The following is a 19,014-nucleotide window of genomic DNA, read 5'->3' on the forward strand; positions in this document are numbered from 1 at the left end:
GGGCTGGGGACCTGGGGCTCATGGCAGGTGCCAGTCACCGGGTCGTGACTGAAACTTCAAAAATTGCCATGCCTGAAATTACCATTGGCCTGTTCCCGGATGTTGGCGCAACGTGGTTTCTTAACCGCATGCCAAACTCCATCGGCCTGTTTTTGGGGCTTACCGGTCTGAATATCAATGCCGAGGATGCCCTCCAGGTTCATCTGGCAGATGCATTTATACCTGCCGATCAGAAAGAGAACCTGTACGAAGAATTAAAGAGTCTGGCGTGGCGTAGCCAGGAAAGCAATCATTCTCAGGTTAGTCAACTCTTTAATCAGATTTCAAGGCAGTATGAGCATCTAAAGCCGAGTTCGCTTTTGGCTCCTCATCTATCCCTAATCCACAAACTGAGCAATTTGAATTCCGTGGAAGAGGTATATTGCACACTTATGCAAATCGATACTGACGATCGTTGGCTAAAAAAAGGGCTGGATTCTCTGCGAGATGGGTGCCCCACCACCGCCTGCCTTGTATGGCGGCAGATGCATCAATTGCACGGGCTGACTTTAAAGGAGGTTTTCTGTCAGGAGCTGATTATGGCGATTCAATGCACCCGGCATCCCGATTTTCGGGAAGGGGTCAGGGCGCAACTCATAGATAAGGATAAGCAACCTGTCTGGCAGCATGATTTCCCAGGTGATGTTCCTGAAAGCTGGATAGACGAATTTTTTGACTCGCCATGGAAAGACGGATCGCACCCATTAAATGATCTATAATGATAGTTAAGGGAAATGGAACAGGTTCGCATCTTTACTTAAAATCTTAAATTCTTAAAATGGGCTAAAATGGATTAAAATGGGTTCGGACCAAGAAAAATTTTGTAACATGTTGCTTATAAAAAGAAAAATTTTTCGAAATCCCTAAAAAAGCTCTTAGAAGCCCCATTTTGGTATCAAAATGAGGCCGCTAAGAGCTTATATCAACAATATAGTAAAACCTAACAAGCAAAATGCACACGGGTAAGCCGGTGATTTTGTAATGTTATGCATCAAGGAGTCTCCGTGGCTGAATCACGTTGGTACGACAAATTTGCCCCGTTCTACGACGTCGGAACATTCGGAGACCTCTTCTACCGCAAGCCTTGCAAAGCAGCCGTTGAGCAATTGTGCCTGTCTTTTGGTTCCAGCGTGGCAGATGTGTTTTGTGGCACAGGGGTCGATTTCCCCATGCTCGCTACACATACAAAAGTCGGTGAGGAGGGGGCTGTGATGGCTTTTGACGGCTCCGAAGGAATGCTCAAGCATGCGAAGACCCGCGCCGAACGATGCACCGTCAGTCCGAGCTTTGAGTTCCTTCAGGCCGATTTCTCCCGATCCGACGGCCTCAAAACTTTGGAAGATGCTATCGACAAGGAGTCACCGCAGCACGTGTTTGTCTCCCTCGGACTCACGTGCCTGGAGAACTGGCGAGAATTCTGCTCGCTGGTGTTCGATGTGTGCCCTTCGGGCACACGCTTTTCTATCATTGACGTGTACAGCGACCGTTTGACGTTGGGCGCGCGTTTCATAAATTGGGTCGGAGCCGCCGACTGCCGTCGCCCGGTATGGAGCGTTCTTGAGGAACGGTGTGAGTCGTTCGCTTGGCAAGAGTTTCGACCGTTCAAAGTGCTCGACGTATCTGTATTCGTCGCAAGTGGCGGTAAACCATGAGCGCATAACACAGGGCTGCAGCCGACCGATTTTCTACTACCGCTCCAAACCGGTGGCTGAACCCAGGCGTTATACGGTACTAACTTATGGTTAAAATAGAAACACTACCTAAAGGAGGAGTTATGTTTTTAACTAATAAAACAGCTTTATTTTTAACACCCGTCCTAAGTTTAATTCTCTGTAGCTGTACAATACAGAATGTTGGCCCAATTACCCAATTTCCCAAAGATATTGCTGTAAATGAAGTGGCCCAGCCACAAGAGTGTACAGATACTCGAGTTAATAGTGGCTGGTTTATTGAAAAAGATGGATATTGTTATTTTGATAAACGAGCTGCTATTAGTGACTTAAAAGGCACGCTAGATTCTGCGGAACAAAAAAATAGAGATATTGACACAGAGAAGCCTTCAGCGGAGCAAAAGAACACCATTCTTAAAGATGATGCTGAGTGGGATATATGTTTTGGTCCTGTTATCCCAGCAGATAAAGACTGGTACGTTGCGTGTTCCGAGTGTATGTGCTGTATCGTGATCAGTGGGAAAATATATTGCGGCGATCGCCCTACTGTAAATGCACCGGTTATCGTTAGATAATCTTTTTTGATAAGAGTTCAGATCCCTTTTTTCATGAAGGACTTGGTATTTATTTTAAGAGATCATACAACAAGTCAGCCCAGCCGACGCCTAAAAAACGGCGCGGCTGGCTTCAAACGTTGTGCTATTCAAATCAGCATATTAAGTCAATGTTAAATACAAATAACTATTCAACCCTAGAAGATATATTTTTGAATTTCTACAAAGTTGTCATCGTTTACATGAAATCTAATTCCCCACATGGGATTATTGAAAAAAGGAAAGTTAAGAGAACTGTCTTTTCAGATAAAGAAGTCAAAGAAGAAGAAATTGAGCTATACCACCATTGGCAGTATTTCGATATTCACTGGGAGAGAGATTTACATAAATTTAAAGAAACAAAAGAATACAGGGCACGATATCCGTTACAGTCCACGACATATTTGACCGTTTCCACGTGAGGCAGCGACGACCACAAAATATCGGGACGGAGAAGGGGACGGAGGACGGAGAAGGGAACGTTGTTTAAATGTTTAATAGTACAGCTTGATTCAACATTTAAACAGCGTTCCCTGATCTTCGCTTTATGAAAAATTCTCTTGTGGATGTGTGGGAGATATGAATCGCAGCGGAAAGCAGGGAAAGGTGATCTGATTCCAGTTTCCAGGAATTACCCTTGAAGTACCTGCTATGGTTGCAGTAGCGGAATGTTAAGCGGCTGCTCGACCTCACGCCTGGCGCTTGTTTCGGTCAGTTCGTATACAATCACCTCCATCACCCTCCAAACCTTGACTCCAGCCCGAATGCAGCCGGTGGTGGTCATATCCCAGCGGCCACAGGCCATATGCATATGCAGCACGGGGGTGTCTTTCTCGTCGCGGAATAGAGTGCCGACACCGGCAACCTCATGGGCTCGGGTCAGTTCCCGAATCATCGGGGTGAGCGGCAGGACGCGGTCTTCCTCCGGTCCGACGACCAGTCTGCTGGAATCGTCGGCTCCACCGAGGATAATCAGTGAGGCAGCGCTGACCTCTTTTTCTCTGGCGAATTCTTCGATAACCTCATGAACGATTTCGCCGTCTTCGAGGCGAAGGATGAAAACTCTGCCCTGCCGGGCCTCGGAATATCTCATGGCTATAGTTTCCTTGTTGTTATGGGCGGTATTTTGCGGGTATCTTTTTACGGCAGTTTACCATGCAATAGGATATGAAAAAAGACCTGTGGTGAAAGAGATGATTTTATACCGAGTGTTTCAAAGAGGACATACGTGATGGAGGATGTGAGACTCTCCTCACGCGAGGGAGGGTTGTGCAGCATTTGTTATTCCATCAGGGCCACGGATTTCACCTGTATCCAAATTTTTTGCTCAGGCTCCAGATTGAGAGTCGCCACCGCGCGTTTGGTCAATCGCGCAACCAGCTTGGAATCTCCAACCCGTATCCGCACAATAGTCAATCCGGGGTGTTCATCCGCGCCGATGGCATCGACCTTGCCGGCTATAACGTTCTGAATGCTGCTCTGCTCAGGCCGCCGCCTCGCCAGGCTGACATCCCGAGCGAGCACGCGAACCCTTACCTTGCGACCGACGGGCAGGCCGGGGTCGCGAAACCATAGGCAGCCTCCGGAAAATTCAACTTGTGCAAGGTGCCAGTTGTCATCCACGGTCTTGATTGTCGCCTCCAAAATCGCGCAAGCATCCTCCCCTATTCGAATCGGCAACTCGACCCTCGTCAAGGTCTCCGCCAATGGTCCCTGGGCCGATACCAGACCGTCTTCCATGGCAACAATGTGATCGGCAAGCCGTGCCACTTCATCCGGGGAATGGCTGACGTATATAATCGGTATTTCCAGTTCGTCGTGAAGACGCTCCAGGTACGGGAGAATTTCCCGCTTGCGCTTCAGGTCGAGGGCTGCCAGGGGTTCGTCCATGAGAAGCAGGCGTGGACTTACTGCCAGGGCACGGGCGATAGCCACCCGCTGACGTTCACCACCAGAGAGCCGATCGGGTTTTCGATCAAGCAAATGGTCGATCCCCAAAAGCTCGATGGCTTGCTCCAGGCTCACCAGTTGCCGGTCGGTAGACCGCTTCAGACCGTAACGCAGATTCCCTGTTACCGAGAGATGGGTGAAAAGGCTGGCTTCCTGAAAAACATAACCGAGTGGGCGTTTATACGTCGGAAGCCAATGGTGATCATCCTGCCAGACATCGCCGTTAATGCTCAAATGGCCCTCTGGGGCACGTTCCAATCCTGCTATGCAACGCAACAGTGTAGTTTTTCCTGAGCCTGAGTGGCCGAATAACGCGGTCACGCCACTCAGGGGTAACTTTAGATCGACATCGAGGGTGAAACCCGGCCAATCGAGGCGGAATCGTGCATTAATACAGGTCATATCAAGTTCCTTTCTTCCTGTTGGGACGCCAGACGTAGAGGGCAAGCAGCACGAGAAAAGAAAAAATCAGCATCATCGCCGAGAGGTGATGTGCCTGGCTAAATTCCATTGCTTCCACATGATCGTAAATTTGCACCGAAGCAACACGCGTCACCCCCGGTATGTTGCCGCCGATCATCAACACTACACCGAATTCACCCACCGTATGAGCAAAAGTAAGAATTGAGGAGGTCAGAAAACCTGGAAGCGCCAGGGGCACTACCACGGTAAAAAAGGTGTCCAGCCTGGAGGCACGTAAGGTGGCAGCCACCTCGAGCGGCCGTTCTCCGACTGCTTCAAAGGCATTTTGTAAGGGCTGCACCATGAAGGGTAGGGAATAAAAGACGGAAGCGATCACCAATCCCTCAAAAGTAAAAGCCAGGAGCCCGATGCCCAGCGCCTGAGTGAGTTGTCCCAGCGGACCATTCGGTCCCATAACCAGCAGGAGATAGAAGCCGAGAACCGAAGGCGGCAAAACCAGTGGCAAAGCAACTACGGCCCCTACCGGCCCCTTCAACCTGCTCCTGGTTCGCGACAGCCACCATGCGATCGGCGTCCCCAGCACAAGAAGAATCAGGGTAACGATACTCGCCAGGCGAATGGTCAGCAGGATGGCCTGGAAATCATTTTCGCTCAGATGTATGAGATTCTCCACATCAATCCTCCCGGAAGATCTGCCGCCTACTTGCCGGATGCTTCGCCGGGGAGAACAAAACCGTATTTGGTCATCACCGCACGGGCGGGCAGGCTCCCCATGTAGTCGGCAAAGTGCTGAGCTAAATTGCTGTCGGCAGCACGCCTGGTAATTATGTATCCCTGCTCCAGCGGTTCATGAAAATTGTCCGGGATCAGCCAATAGCCTCCCTTGCTGGTCAATTCCGGATTGACGGCCAGTGACAGAGCGATAATGCCGACCTGGGCGTTACCGGTCTGGACAAACTGGGCGGTATGAGCGATATTTTCGCCGTAAATCAGCTTTTTTTCCACCTTGTCCCACAGGTTCGTGGAAAGCAATGCCTCTTGCGCACGTTTTCCATAAGGTGCGTGTTTTGGATTGGCAATGGCAATACGGGTAATTTGGGGATCGGTGAGACTTTCCAGTGTCATCGTCGATGCATCCTGAGTCGCGCTCCATAGAACAATGCGTCCTACGGCATATGGAATGGCCTCGGAGGCAGCTAAGCCGCTTTTTGCCAGGTCACGGGGGAAGGCGATATCTGCTGAGAAGTATAAATCATATGGTGCGCCTTGCCGGATTTGTGTATTAAATTTGCCGGAAGAACCGTATATTGCCTCGATTTCATCGTCCGGATTGGCCTTCTTGAACTCGGCGGCGATCTCATCCATGGCGAATTTAAGATCGGCAGCAGCCGCTATGGTGATTTTTTCCGCATGGGCGGTGGAAGTGATGAACAGAAGAGAACACATCAATATCAGTGGGTTAATTTTGTTCATGGTCTTTTCCTTTAGAGTATGTATTACAGGGTGTAGCCTGACTGGCTGCATTTAGGCCGCTTTTGTGAATTTGGGAGAGGGCGAAGCCCCTCGCTTGCTCGAATGTCGGTGGGATATTCTCATGGGGCCTGTTAAATTCGAAGCTGTAGCCACCTGAACTTCAGTACCAAGCGCCGTAGCACTGATCATGGCTGAATCAAAGAAAAAGCTAACTATCATAGGATGTCTCCTGTTAAAAAGGTAGAACGTGGATATGCCGTGTCTGGGTATAGTGTATAATGTTGTAGACGTCTCAGAGTTTTGCTTTGGAAAAATGAATGCCAAAATGTTCCGACCAGGGCAGCTTTCTTTTTATCTTTGATTTAATGGGAAAATGTGAATAGAAGTAAAATAAAACTAATGCGATAAAATATCTATCGTATATGTTTATACACGTCATCAAGTCTGTTGGAAACTACTTTTTTTCGTGGTGCAAAATTGGAGGAATCTCTCACTTCAGGAATATTGGGTGCTGGAATGGACTCTGCCAAAAAGATTGTTGTCTCAAATGTAAAAGCGATTCGTCTCGCAAAAGGGTTCACTCAGAAAGAGTTGGCCGAACGGGTGGGGGTCGGGCGGCAGGCAATATATGATATGGAGTCGGGGCGCTATGTACCAAACACCATGGTTGCTCTTCGTATGGCCGGGGAACTTGAGTGCAGGGTTGAAGATCTTTTTCAAATGAAAGGCAGTCCTGTAGAATATCCGGTCACACTTGCCGAAAATATAGACAGGCCCGGTTCCAGGCTGTCAATTGTCCGGATCAATAACCGTCTCGTGGCCTATCCCCAGGATGGCAGGTGGTTGTTAAGCGAGGGGTTTCATTCCGCCGATGGGGTACTGGAAAAGGTTGGTCGTAATGTATGCAAGCTCCAGAATGAAGAACGGCTGGAGAAAAAAATTCTGCTTCTTGGCTGCGACCCGGCTTTTTCCATTTTAAACGCCCATATCACTCGTACCGGGAAAGGTGCAGAGCTCTTGTGCAGGTTTGCTTCAAGCCGGCGGGCACTGGAAGGATTACAGGCAGGAAACGCCCATCTGGCGGCAGCTCACTTGCATAACACAGGAACCGGAGAATCCAATGTGGCTTTTGCCAAAACCTTCCTGAAGAACTCAAAAGCGCTTGTCATTGGATTTTCTCTTTTCGAGGAGGGGCTGATGCTGACGCCGGGTAATCCCTACGGCATAACGACCGTTGCCGATCTGACCAGGGAAGGAGTGCGCTTCGTCAACCGGGACAATGGCGCGGCCATTCGTGTTCTCCTTGATGACCAGTTGAATCGTTTTGGCATTCAGACAAACAAAGTAAACGGATATGACAGAGTAGCCTTAAGTCATACGGAGGGCGCGCAAATGGTCGCTTTTGGCCTGGCCGATGCAGCCCTCGGGCTACGAGCTGTAGCAGCCACCTACCAACTGGATTTCGTCCCCATACAGTTTGTTCGTTGCGATCTCATCATTCACCATGATTTCCTTGAGCATCCGGCGATAAAAATACTTCTCGATGTGCTGCAAACAAAAGCATTACGCAAAGACCTTTCATCCCTGCCGGGATATGAATCCTCAATGATGGGAAATATTATTGGGGAACTTTAGGGGAAAGCCTTTCCTTTTCCCGCAACGCCGCTCTTGAATTGAACGTCGGTATTTTCGGAGACGGCTGGTCGTTGTCTGCTATGGCGGCTGGATAGCATTCATGCTCAATCCTGAAATCATATCGATTTTCCCGGTCACCATTTCGAACATATTATTTTTCCGGTCCAAGACTTCCTGGATATTTTTTGGCGCTGCTCATTTTCCCACAGAAATAGTGGTCGGGTAGATCGTATCTTTTGCCGGCACACTGTCATCGGTGGAATTTTTTCTTGCAGAACCAGACAATAATGCAGGATCAGGGGGGTGTTTAAAAAAGATAAAAAAAATCTGGAAAAAATAATAAAAAAATATAGGTTGACGGGGGAGCGGGTATCTCCCGCCGGAGAGAGGGGTGATAATCTTAATCTGGAAGAAGAAAAATTCGTAAGAACGGTTATTCATGAAGTTGCAAATATGCAAAAAACAAGTACAGGACATTAACAGGGCACCGGTCCCGCAGCAAACATCGTTTTGGTCCAAGTTGAAAAAGAAACAGGGCGTTCGGTCAAAATCCTTTGATATAATGATCAGGGCTGGTGACTTTTTCTCTTCGTCGGCTAAAGGCGATGATATAAAAGATGATTTTCTGATTCTCTTTCAGGAGATAGGCCATGGCTGCAAAATCGGCTATGTGCCCTACGGGCCGACTTTGGAACCCAGCGAAGAGAATCAGGGCCTTTTTCTGGAAGAGCTTTCCGAATCATTGCGTCCTTATCTCGATACCAATTGTATACTGGTGCGTTACGACCTTTCGTGGGAATCGCTTTGGGCAAAAGATGAGTCAAGGTTCGGGGAAGGTGGCTGGGTTGGTCCGCCGGAGAAGAAAAACCAGGAAATACGGTTGAACTTCAACACACAATACTGGAATCTGAAAAAGGCAAACACCGACATGCTGCCGAAAGATACCGTCTTCATAAATCTTGCAAACAGCAAAGAAAAAATTCTGGGCAGGATGAAAGCGAAAACGAGGTACAACATACGATTGGCTCAGCGGAAAGGAGTGAGGGTCAGGAAAGCTGACTTGAGTGATTTGGATATATGGTATACCCTCTATCGGGAAACCTGTTCGAGGAATAATATTTTTCTTCATGATTTAAGTTATTTCAGAACAATCCTTTGCACCAGGGCGAAAGAGACGCGTTCACCGGCGGAGGTCGAACTACTGATTGCCGAATGTAACGAAACACCGCTGGCGGCCATGTTTTTGGTCTATTCGGCCAGAAGGGCGACGTATCTCTATGGGGCGTCCTCTTCATCTGATCGAAATTTGATGGCTCCCTATCTGCTGCAATGGGAGGCGATTCAAAGAGCAAAACGCAGAGGATGTACCGAATACGATATGTTCGGCGTTGCTCCCAATCGGGATCCTTCACATCCCATGCACGGTCTATACCGTTTCAAAACAGGATTTGGAGGAGAGCCATTTCACAGGATGGGGTGTTGGGACTATCCTCTGGAGAGGAAAAAATATGAGGCATTTCTCCTGATGGAAATGCAGAGCCAGGGATACTACCTCAGCTGATCTTTCAACCCCGATATAGTTGCGGAAACCATCTGGCTTCCGGCTCCAGAGTCGAGAAAGCCTCGATATCGGTTTGCTCCTGGGAAACGTCCATCCGGCCCGGCGTGAAAGGTACAGTCACATCGCGCCGACCATTCCTCCCCGCTTGTTCAACACCCGCGCAGCCTGCCAACACGATCAGATATAATTACCGATTAGAGATAGTCAATATAGCAGTCAAATTCAACCAAAGATGTTTTTGTGATTTGATAATTGAAAGTGTGGCTTCCTGTCTGGAGCGCTGCTATTTGAGCCAGATACCTATGAGATATGAACCACCTCCGACCAGTGTGCAGAGCACAGTGCCCCAGGCGATATCAGCCACCACCACTGTAATCGGCCAGTCGCGCAGGGTCGCCAGATTGGTAAGATCATAGGTTGCATACGTAAAAAACCCAAAGAGCGCTCCGAGAAGACATGTTTTCGCAAGAGATCCGGCCTCGAGACCCGGGCGGACTGCGAAAAATAGAATTCCGACGATATAGATGAAATAGAAGAGAAAAGCCGCCGGCCAGTTTACCTCGGGACTGAGCAAATGATGTAGTTGATTCTTGTAGAAATTTCTCGCGGCATAGCCGACCCAGAATATGTCGATGACAAAAAAAACCGGGATGGTCAATAGGTAGAGCTTAAACCAGAATAGAACGTTCATAAAAAACACCTCCTTTAATAAGAGAGCAGTGGTGCGGACAAGGTCCTGGTTGCCTAAAAATCCTTATACCCCAAGGGGGTACTATAAAGAGTTAAGCTCAGCAGAAGCAGATGTATCGATGCTCCTGCAAGCTTTGGCAAGACCTCCTGCTGAAGTCTCTCTGTACAGAGACGGCAGTGCCTGTCCGGTTTCTTTCATCACAGCAGTTACCTTGTCAAAGCTGACCTGGTGTTCTCCATCGGAAAGTAGAGCCAGATGACAGCAGCTCATGGCGCGCATGGCCGCATGGGCATTTCGTTCTATGCAGGGAATCTGAACGAGACCTGCCACGGGATCGCAGGTCAGTCCCAAATGGTGCTCTATAGCCATTTCAGCGGCATATTCAATTTGCCTTATTGAACCCTCCATCAATTCCGTCGCAGCGGCTGCAGCCATGGCGCAGGCAGTACCGATCTCACCCTGGCAACCGACTTCTGCACCTGAAATGCCGGCGTTTGTTTTTACCAGATTTCCGACAATACCCGCGGTAGCAAGTGCTCTGATGATGGCTGCATCGGGCAGTTCCAGGGTTTTCTGCAGATGATACAGTACAGCTGGCAGGACCCCGCAGGCACCGCAGGTAGGTGCGGTAACAATTATGCCCTTGTCGGCATTCTCTTCTGAGACGGCATAGGCATAGGCGGCGAGAGCTCCCTGCGTTCTCAGCTCAGATCTCAGCATTTTGGAACGCGAATATATGGACAGCGCCTTTCTGGGCAGGTCGAGACCGCCGGGAAGCAGCCCTTCGGCCGCCAAACCCCTTTGTATCGAATCTCTCATGGTGCGCCATACCGTATCGAAAAAATCCCATATCTCAGCCCCTTCGCACTGCTCCGCATATTCCGGGAAGGATCCTCCGGATTCTCGGAGATGTTTAAGCAACCCCTCCATCCTGGATAAAGGATAGACTTGAGCGAGAGTCGTTCGTGTTTCCCGGTCCATCAGGGCGCCGCCGCCGACACTGTAGACCTCCCAGCTGCCGAAGACACGGCCGTTATGATCCATTGCTTCAAACAGCATTCCATTGGGGTGGAGCGGTAATTCTTCCTGCTCTTTCCAGATAATCTCCAAAGAGAGGGGCGATATTGCCTCTTCAATCGCTTTATCGGTCAAATGCCCTTTCCCGGTGGCGGCAAGACTGGCGTAAAGTTCTACCCGATAACGGTCAGCGTCAGGATAACGTCTCAGAAATTCATGGGCAGCTTGACTCGGCGCCATGGTATGACTGCTGGAAGGTCCGGTCCCGATGCGATAGAGATTTTTTAAAGATTCCATAATTCAACACTCTTCATATTATTAACCGATCCTGGCCAAAGACATTGCTGTCAAATCTTCGTTCCAGATTTTCAAGGGAGTAGATCAAGGTTTTTATACCTCCATCATAATTATTGACAGCCCAACCACACGAGAAGCTTACTACTATCATAATCATCGTAAGGTAATCAGAGAACAGCCTGCTTGACAGGGTATGAAATAGTAAATATTATTTACCATTTTGGTTTTATCATGACAAAAATTTTCTTATGCTGTATTATTATGTTTTTAAATTAGTAACTTGAGTTTTCATAAACAGGTAAAGGTAATTTATAGGTCATATGGAAAGACAACCTACAGACAGTCCTCCGGGAAAGCTGAAAATCATCAACGCGATGAGATCCCTGTTGGAAGAGCGAACCTTTGAATCTCTGACCATCTCGGAGATCGCTGTCACTGCCGGGGTAACCGAAGGGCTGATTTATAAGTACTTCAAGGACAAACGTGATTTGCTGCACCATGTGCTTAAAGAGCATTATGAATTGTTCCTGGTCCAGATCGACAGGGATCTGCAGGGGATAGACGGATCCCTGAATAAACTGAAGAAAATCATCTGGTCCTCTATCGAGAGGTATGCCAATCACCGGGTATTTGCGAGAATTATCCTGCTGGAAGTCAGGAATTCAGAAGAATATTTTCAGAGCGAAGCCTATGGCCTGGTCCGGCGGTTCAACCGTATCATCGTAGATATCATTAACGAGGGTATTGCCTGCGGCGAAATCCGCGAGGATCTGCCGGCGGCCTATATCCGCAATGCCATTTTTGGCACCATCGAGCATTCATGTCTGAACCGGGTGATCTTTAACGAGAAAGTATCCACCAATGAAGCGGCAAAGCTGATAACGGATCTGCTTTTCAACGGGATCAAACGCTGACGCTGAGAAAGCCGGTCTTTATCCTGATGATTTTTAATACTATCACCATAATTTAAGAGGATTACTATGAAAGATGTTGTCATCGTCTCCGCATGCAGGACAGCCATCGGCACCTTCGGCGGTACCCTCCGGGATTTAAACGGCGCCGTGCTGGCAAGTATAACCATGAAAGAGGCCATTCGGAGAGCCGGAATCGATCCGGCCATGATCGACGATATCCGCTATGGCTGCTGCATGGAATCCCCGGACACCCTGAACGTCACCAGGGTTGGTTCGCTGCTGGCCGGAATTCCGGAAACCGTTACCTCGGTCACCATAAATAGAGTCTGCATCTCAGGTATGGAGGCCGTGGTCTCGGGCATGGCCATGATCCAGGCCGGTATGGCGGACATCATTCTTGCCGGCGGCACCGAGCATATGTCCAGCGTGCCCTATTCCGTTCCGGGAGCCCGTTGGGGCTGCCGTCTTCAGGACCAGACCTTCGTGGATAACCTGATCCATGCCCTGCATTGCGGCTCCCATATCATCCCTCATCCCGAAGACGGGCCGGTGGATGCCACACAGCCCCCGCTCAGCATGTTTGTCGGCAAACCCTACATTATGGGGCAGACTGCTGAATTTATCGCCCAGCATCTAAATATCACCAGGGAAGAGATGGACGAAGTCGCCCTGCGCAGCCATAATGAGGTGGAGCGGGCTGCATTGGATGGTTCCTTTGCCGACGAGATTGTTCCCGTAGAGGTCCCCCAAAGGAAGAAGCCTCCCATTATCTTTGATAAAGACGAACATTTCAGACCCGGCATGACCATGGAAAAACTGAGGAATTTACCACTGGCCTTTGTTCCGGAGATCGGTACTGTCACCGCCGGTAATTCCAGCGGCATCAATGACGGTTCCACGGGAATGATCATAATGTCGGCGGATAAGGCGAAAGAGCTCGGACTCAACCCCATTGCCAGAATCAGAGCAGTGGCCAGAGGAGCCTGTCATCCCTCGGTTATGGGTCTGTCGCCGGTTCCTGCGGTGCGTAATCTTCTCCATTCTTCCGGGTTGGCTCTTCAGGATTTTGAGCTTATCGAGGTCAACGAGGCCTTTGCCGCCCAGTATCTGGGATGTGAGAAAGAGCTGGGTCTCAATCGGGAGATCACCAACGTCAACGGTTCCGGTATCGGTTTAGGGCACCCGGTGGGTTCGACCGGCGCCCGCATCATGGTAACCTTAATGTACGCCATGAAAAAACGTCATAAATCTCTGGGCTTGGCAACACTTTGTGGTGGTGGAGGAGTATCCATGGCGTGTGCCATTGAAATGGTTTAAGCCGAACTTTCAATAATCATTGATTAGAAAAAATAGCTATTTCACCCTACGGGCGAGCCAGACAAGCTCGTAAAATGTCCGGGCTAGGGTACCCAAAAGGCGATGATTTTTGCTTCCGAGGCAGTCGTCTATCGTCTGGCGGGCATGATCGATGATCGTCTTGCTATTCTCAACAGGGAAACCGCTGATTATTACGTCCAATACCAGAAAGGCATTGAGGAGTATGCCGCGGAATGTGCCCTTGCCAAGGTCTTCTGCACCGAGTCGGCAGCTCTGGCTATTGATGAAATGCTGCAGGTTCACGGAGGGTACGGCTATATTGGGGAATACCCCATTGAGCAGCTTTACCGTGACGAGCGGGTGCAGAGAATTTATGAAGGAACCAATGAAATCAATCGCCTGTTGATTGCCGGGATGTGTTTACGTAAGGGAGTCAATGCAAAGGGTCCGGGCTCGGCCGTTGAGGCTGCAGCTGAAGGACTCTTTGCTGCAGAAAAGAACCTTCTCAAAGGAATGAAGCGCATATACCCGGAACTTACAGATCACATTCACCATAAATTCGGAGCCAAGGCAGCAGGCGAGCAGGAAATTATGCTCACTCTGGCCGATGCGGTAATCCAGATATTCGCCTTGGAAAGCGCTTTGCTGCGTGCCGAAAAAGCAACTGCTGCAGCAACTGAGAGGCAGCAAAAATTTTATCGCGCAGTGGTCGGAATCTGCGCCTTTCGGTCAAAACAGCAGTTTGTCAATGCTGTTGGAAAATATGCGGCGTTCATTGATGACGATACCCTGCTTAGTTTAAGCGAAACTATAATTACCTACTCTGCAAGGGGTTTGCTGGAAGCTAAACGATTGATTGCCGAGGCAACCAACCAGGCAGGAAAGTATATTTTCTAAGCGCACTTTTTCAATATGATTTATTGCCGATACCGTACATGAGAGGGTATACATCTGTTAGATGCCATGCTATAATGCGTTGCAGATAGTATGAAAACCAGGTTTACAAGAAAAATTTAAAAGAGGAGAAGACAAATGGATAAATGGGTATGTACGGTTTGCGGGTATGTTTATGATCCGGCTGCTGGAGATCCGGATGGCGGTGTAGAACCGGGCACAGCCTGGGAAGATGTTCCTGGCGACTGGCTCTGCCCGATTTGCGGAGCCTCCAAGGATGATTTCGATAAAGAAGGATAATACTTCTCTGAGGCCACGCCACTGCTACACTAGGCGCCGTTATGAAACACGGAAGCTTATTCCGTGTTCTCTAACCCCGTTGTTACCGTAGCCCAGCTTGTTCCAGGTAGCCTGCATCGGCTGTTTCTTCCCAGTGCAGGCGGTGGCGCGGGATAACACTGAATACTCCCCGGGTTGTGAAATAGTGCAGATATATTGCCATTGCCGCCAGGAGTAAGGTTCCTGCGGACCGATGAAGGTTGCAGGCTGCCAGCTGTTGCCATCGTCTGTTGAAATTTCCACTTTCTCTATATCTGTTTCACCTGCATAAGCAGCGCCCAGAATCGTGATCCTGCCCGCCGGAAGAATGGCTCCTGTTTCAGGCTGGGTAATTATCGATTTCAGGCTGATCGCGGTTACCGTTGTTCCTGTCTTTGGATCCTGACCCTTATCGTAGATCCGGTAAACATTATCCATGAAAAAACCTTCAAACGGTTTTTGCAGCAGGGTGATCTTTTTGAGCCATTTTACGCAATTCGCTCCGGTCCAGCCCAGGGCCAGCGCACGAAGAGGAAAGCCGTGCTTCAGCGGAAGCGGTTCCCCATTCATTTCATAGGCAAGCATGGTGGATGACATGGCTTTTTCCAGAGGAATGCTGCGGATAAACTTGATCTGGGCTTTGCCCAGCGGCGCATCGAATCCTTCGAAGGCGACATTACCGGCATCAACCGTTGGCCCCGCCTCCTCAAGAAGAGTTTTGAGCAGGACCCCACCCCACACAGCGTTTCCAACACCGCCTATTGTCCAGGGATTGCCGGCAGCTTTCTGATCAAGCAGAGATCGACTGTTGCCCGAACACTCCATGGTGTTGGCGGCAATCACTTTTGGCATGCGCAGCAGATTTTCAAAGTCGACCCGCAGAGGAGTTTGTACTTCTCCGCCGATTTCAAGAATCCATTCAGAGAGGTCAATTGGTTTTTCCGGTATTTCTCCCTGGTTTCTTTTAAAAAACACCGCGTTTGCGGTTATCCAGGATTTTAAAAATTCCTTTGGGGTCTCGGCATTAAGTGGTTTTTCCGTCATTACTCGCATTGATTCTTTCATTCTGAATCTCCACCAGTTTTTTTTAGGAACAGTTTGTTATCTTCCGGATATATTCTCCAGAATAGAACTTTAAGGATCCTTCAAGGCTATAACCTTTCGGTTGATTAATCAAGTTAATGGAAAAGCATCAGCGGGGAATTTTTCCCTTTGTAAAACATGTCCTGAGCGAAAAAGCCGTATGCCTTGTCATTACCAAAAGGATAAGATAGAATTCATTTATATCCGATTACCGCCAAGTTTCCGGATGGTCTGCAACTCCAACAAACCTCATGTCCCTGTCGAAGGTGTTTGTCCATCTTCGGGAAAAAGATTCTCGTTCATCCGTACCTGTATTGGGAAAGGCCTCGAATGTACACTTCATTTTACAAATTGTCGGAACTGCCATTCAATATCAGCACTGATACACGGTTTCTCTGGCGTGGGGAAAAGCACGAGGAGGCCCTGGCCAATCTTAAATACGGTCTGCTGGAAGCCAATGGCTATGTGGTACTGACAGGGGATGTCGGAACAGGAAAAACAACCCTGGTCAATGCTCTTATCGAGAATCTGGATGACAATGTGATCGTTGCAAATATCAATCATCCTACACTTGAGACAGTCGAGTTCTTTCATCTGGTGGCCAAGACCTATGATCCTTCGGCAGAAATAAAAAGCAAGACCGAGTTTCTCTTTTTCTTTAAATCGTTCCTGCAAAAATCTCATGCTGCAGGCAAGGTCGTTCTCCTGGTCATTGATGAGGCTCACTGCCTGTCCAAAGAACTTCTCGAGGAGATCCGCCTGCTCTCCAATATGGAGCATGCAGGCATGAAGTTAATCAATATTTTCTTTGTCGGACAGAATGAATTCAAGGAATCGATGCTGTGCAAGCAGTTCAGGGCGCTGCGCCAGAGAATTACACTCTTTTATGATATAGAACCCTTTTCAGAAAGTGAGACTTTGAAATATGTGTCACACCGACTGAAGGTTGCCGGTGCCAAGAAACAGTTGTTTACCCGGGAGGCGATACGCGAGATTCAGAATTTTACATGCGGATATCCGCGGTTGATCAATATTCTGTGCGGCCGCTGCCTGCTGACAGGCTATGTCAAGGACAGTAAAGTCATAGATAAAGCTATTGTGATGGAGTGCGTTAATGAGATCCGTTTCCTGGATCCGAATGCCTCGGCGGTTCCGGAAAAAAATATCGATATGCATTCCGACCGATATCCTACCCTTACGGTAAACGAGTTGCCCGAACCGATGGTGAGCTTGAAAAACGAACATCCTCATCAGGAAGAAACTCGTGAAGATCTCGCAACAAAGGCGGAAGACCTTCAGGGGAATTTCAGAAAAACACATCGTAAAAAGAACCGACTTCCTGTGATGCCTATAGTGCTGCTGGGATTTTTGGGTCTAGGTTTTTATGGGGCCGCCCTCACTATGGATATAGATTTAAAGGGTGAGGCCGCGGCAATTTTGGAAAGATTAGATAAATTTGACTGGATGAATGATGTTCAGGAATCGAAGAAAACAGCGAGACCAGATATATCCTTAATTGCCGAGCAGCAGCGAGGTGAGGTTCATCAGTTAGCCATCGGGCAGTTACCTGAAGTTCCCGAAAAGTTGCTTACACCAAAACCAAATCAGTCGAAAGAGATAGAAGAAGAAGTGGCTGCGCCAAAAAACCTGACGGTTGCGGCAGAGGAGCCTGTGCGGGAAGAGACTGCCCCTGCCAAATTATCGCCTCCGGAGGAACAATCACCGGCTGCATCTCAATCAGCTGAAATTAAGGCAGTAGAACCCTCGCAGCTGCCTCAGTCAACGACCCTGGAACTGGCCTCCGCAGCATTGCAGAGGAATAATTTTCAGACAGCAATTGATTTACTGGAAGCTGACAAAAACAGTGCCGGTGCAGCTGACTCGAAGAAGACATATGCCAAAGCCCTGGTTGGCCGTGCCGAACAGCTTATGGCGGGCTCTCCGGTTGAAGCCGAAATTTTGTTTCACAAAGCCGTCGAAGTAGATCCTGAGAATATAAAAGCACACTTTAATCTAGGAAAAATCTATACCCGCTCCAAGGAGTATGCGCTGGCTATTGATGCATACCGGAAAGCCGGAACATTGGATCCTGGTATGTCGGATGCGTTTTTCAATCTCGGTTTCATTTATGCGACAACGGGAATGTATGAAGATGCCGAAAAACTGTTTTTGCGGGTTGTTGGTCTGGAACCCGATTATCTTGATAAAGCGCTTTTTAATCTTGCAGTAATTCAGGAAAAACTTGGTAAAAACAGAGAATGCCTTGATAATTTGAAAATGGCGGTGAGGATTAATCCGGAAAATCAAAAAGTCCGGGATTATTTAAAGCGTTTTTCCGGGCCTGCTGAGGAGATTGTACGATGAAGATAATCAAAATAGCTGTTACCTGGCTGATATTTGCATTCAGTGTATTCTGGTTTTCCGGCTGCAGTGTGGTCGAGCCCGTCGGTTTGGGAGATAAGCCTTCCCAGGCGTCATCCGAAGAATATTTGACCCATATAATTACACGTCAGGGAGAAAATCTTACTACCATCTCCATGTGGTATACGGGATCAGGGAAAAACTGGCAGCGCATTGCAGAAGTAAATTCATTGATTGATCCTCGACGTATCCGGATCGGTGATAAAATTCTCATACCGGAAAATTTGTTGATAACGCGCGAAACGATGCCGATCGATTATCTTGAACTCATTGCTGAAAATGAAGTGGTGGTGCCTCAATCTCCCGCACCAACTCCTCCCCCGGCCGAGGTCGAACTTTTCGGCCCCATTGATACAGTGACGCCGGCCGGCAGTCCGGGGGAAGGCGATTCAGTCCTTCCTCTGGAAACCATCGAATAAATCCTTCAGAATTCTATTTGGAATGTTCCCGTTCTCCTGATTTCCGGCAGCAGGCCAGTGGAATATTGCTCACCCATTTGATACATTTCTTGAGCCGAAACAATTTAGAAAAGTTAGTAGCTTTTCCAATTGCGTGAAGTATTATGAGCTCGTAAAACTCTCGATCTGCGTCGTTTCAGATACCATACATGGTATATCGAATTTTTTACAACGTCATCAAGGTACCTTTCAGAGGGTATTATAATGAGTCCGGCTCAGCCGGATCAGGTAAATATATTGTCTTTTCAGGAGAAGAGGGA

19 protein-coding genes are annotated in these 19,014 nt (G+C 48.5%); 12 read left to right on the forward strand and 7 right to left on the reverse strand.

Going from position 1 to position 19,014, the window contains the following annotated elements; genetic code table 11:
* Positions 1 to 20 precede the first annotated feature (20 nt).
* The 3 genes from JWG88_RS10950 (at position 21) to JWG88_RS10960 (ending at position 2,284) form a co-directional block, all read left to right on the forward strand.
* Positions 21 to 758, forward strand: a complete 738-nt coding sequence (locus tag JWG88_RS10950; protein WP_240194406.1) for an enoyl-CoA hydratase/isomerase family protein — start codon at positions 21 to 23, stop codon at positions 756 to 758.
* A 285-nt stretch (positions 759 to 1,043) separates the two neighbouring features.
* Positions 1,044 to 1,691, forward strand: coding sequence for a methyltransferase domain-containing protein (locus JWG88_RS10955; protein WP_205233798.1), 648 nt, complete (start codon positions 1,044 to 1,046; stop codon positions 1,689 to 1,691).
* Positions 1,692 to 1,813: 122 nt separating this feature from the next.
* Complete coding sequence (locus JWG88_RS10960; protein WP_205233799.1) at positions 1,814 to 2,284, forward strand: hypothetical protein; 471 nt, start codon at positions 1,814 to 1,816, stop codon at positions 2,282 to 2,284.
* Between the two features lie 667 nt (positions 2,285 to 2,951).
* Here the strand turns inward: JWG88_RS10960 and JWG88_RS10965 are convergent.
* The 4 genes from JWG88_RS10965 to modA form a co-directional block, all read right to left on the reverse strand.
* Entirely contained in the window at positions 2,952 to 3,395 is a 444-nt protein-coding gene (locus JWG88_RS10965) for a PPC domain-containing DNA-binding protein (RefSeq protein WP_205233800.1), read from the reverse strand.
* A 188-nt stretch (positions 3,396 to 3,583) separates the two neighbouring features.
* The gene (gene modC / locus JWG88_RS10970) at positions 3,584 to 4,654 is read right to left on the reverse strand and encodes a molybdenum ABC transporter ATP-binding protein (RefSeq protein ID WP_205233801.1); all 1,071 of its coding nucleotides are present in this window, start codon (positions 4,652 to 4,654) and stop codon (positions 3,584 to 3,586) included.
* Position 4,655: 1 nt separating this feature from the next.
* The gene (gene modB, locus JWG88_RS10975; RefSeq protein ID WP_205234212.1) at positions 4,656 to 5,336 is read right to left on the reverse strand and encodes a molybdate ABC transporter permease subunit; all 681 of its coding nucleotides are present in this window, start codon (positions 5,334 to 5,336) and stop codon (positions 4,656 to 4,658) included.
* A 38-nt stretch (positions 5,337 to 5,374) separates the two neighbouring features.
* Entirely contained in the window at positions 5,375 to 6,148 is a 774-nt protein-coding gene (modA, locus tag JWG88_RS10980) for a molybdate ABC transporter substrate-binding protein (RefSeq protein ID WP_205233802.1), read from the reverse strand.
* 516 nt (positions 6,149 to 6,664) lie between these two features.
* Here modA and JWG88_RS10985 point away from each other — a divergent pair.
* From JWG88_RS10985 to JWG88_RS10995, 3 genes are all read left to right on the forward strand, one after another.
* The gene (locus tag JWG88_RS10985; protein ID WP_205233803.1) at positions 6,665 to 7,783 is read left to right on the forward strand and encodes an XRE family transcriptional regulator; all 1,119 of its coding nucleotides are present in this window, start codon (positions 6,665 to 6,667) and stop codon (positions 7,781 to 7,783) included.
* A gap of 303 nt (positions 7,784 to 8,086) precedes the next feature.
* Positions 8,087 to 8,263, forward strand: a complete 177-nt coding sequence (locus tag JWG88_RS10990) for a hypothetical protein (protein WP_205233804.1) — start codon at positions 8,087 to 8,089, stop codon at positions 8,261 to 8,263.
* Positions 8,223 to 9,344, forward strand: a complete 1,122-nt coding sequence (locus tag JWG88_RS10995; protein WP_306793096.1) for a lipid II:glycine glycyltransferase FemX — start codon at positions 8,223 to 8,225, stop codon at positions 9,342 to 9,344. The genes JWG88_RS10990 and JWG88_RS10995 overlap by 41 nt, the downstream gene beginning before the upstream one ends.
* Before the next feature lie 283 nt (positions 9,345 to 9,627).
* Here the strand turns inward: JWG88_RS10995 and JWG88_RS11000 are convergent, their stop codons facing one another.
* Positions 9,628 to 10,035 carry a DUF2177 family protein gene (locus JWG88_RS11000; protein ID WP_205233806.1) on the reverse strand — a complete coding sequence of 136 codons (408 nt, stop codon included), beginning with the start codon at positions 10,033 to 10,035 and terminating at the stop codon, positions 9,628 to 9,630.
* Positions 10,036 to 10,116: 81 nt separating this feature from the next.
* Positions 10,117 to 11,349 (reverse strand): L-serine ammonia-lyase, iron-sulfur-dependent, subunit alpha, encoded by a 1,233-nt coding sequence (locus JWG88_RS11005; protein WP_205233807.1) that lies wholly within the window; start codon positions 11,347 to 11,349, stop codon positions 10,117 to 10,119.
* A 320-nt stretch (positions 11,350 to 11,669) separates the two neighbouring features.
* Here JWG88_RS11005 and JWG88_RS11010 point away from each other — a divergent pair, with 320 nt between their 5' ends.
* From JWG88_RS11010 to rd, 4 genes are all read left to right on the forward strand, one after another.
* Entirely contained in the window at positions 11,670 to 12,263 is a 594-nt protein-coding gene (locus JWG88_RS11010) for a TetR/AcrR family transcriptional regulator (RefSeq protein ID WP_205233808.1), read from the forward strand.
* Between the two features lie 66 nt (positions 12,264 to 12,329).
* The gene (locus JWG88_RS11015) at positions 12,330 to 13,580 is read left to right on the forward strand and encodes a thiolase family protein (RefSeq protein ID WP_205233809.1); all 1,251 of its coding nucleotides are present in this window, start codon (positions 12,330 to 12,332) and stop codon (positions 13,578 to 13,580) included.
* Positions 13,581 to 13,682: 102 nt separating this feature from the next.
* Entirely contained in the window at positions 13,683 to 14,477 is a 795-nt protein-coding gene (locus JWG88_RS11020; RefSeq protein ID WP_205233810.1) for an acyl-CoA dehydrogenase family protein, read from the forward strand.
* 135 nt (positions 14,478 to 14,612) lie between these two features.
* The gene (gene rd, locus JWG88_RS11025; RefSeq protein ID WP_205233811.1) at positions 14,613 to 14,774 is read left to right on the forward strand and encodes a rubredoxin; all 162 of its coding nucleotides are present in this window, start codon (positions 14,613 to 14,615) and stop codon (positions 14,772 to 14,774) included.
* 39 nt (positions 14,775 to 14,813) lie between these two features.
* On the opposite strand, the gene JWG88_RS11030 is transcribed toward rd, so the two are convergent.
* The gene (locus JWG88_RS11030; RefSeq protein WP_205233812.1) at positions 14,814 to 15,857 is read right to left on the reverse strand and encodes a sulfite oxidase; all 1,044 of its coding nucleotides are present in this window, start codon (positions 15,855 to 15,857) and stop codon (positions 14,814 to 14,816) included.
* A gap of 348 nt (positions 15,858 to 16,205) precedes the next feature.
* Between JWG88_RS11030 and JWG88_RS11035 the strand changes: the two genes are divergently transcribed.
* Together JWG88_RS11035 and JWG88_RS11040 are read left to right on the forward strand one after the other, a co-directional pair.
* A complete protein-coding gene (locus JWG88_RS11035; protein WP_205233813.1) occupies positions 16,206 to 18,239 on the forward strand; it encodes an AAA family ATPase in 2,034 nt (677 codons plus the stop codon).
* Complete coding sequence (locus JWG88_RS11040) at positions 18,236 to 18,715, forward strand: LysM peptidoglycan-binding domain-containing protein (protein ID WP_205233814.1); 480 nt, start codon at positions 18,236 to 18,238, stop codon at positions 18,713 to 18,715. Before JWG88_RS11035 ends, JWG88_RS11040 begins: the two co-directional genes overlap by 4 nt.
* The last annotated feature ends 299 nt before the right edge of the window (positions 18,716 to 19,014 follow it).

The organism is Desulfopila inferna (assembly GCF_016919005.1).
GTDB classification, from domain to species: Bacteria; Desulfobacterota; Desulfobulbia; order Desulfobulbales; family Desulfocapsaceae; genus Desulfopila_A; species Desulfopila_A inferna.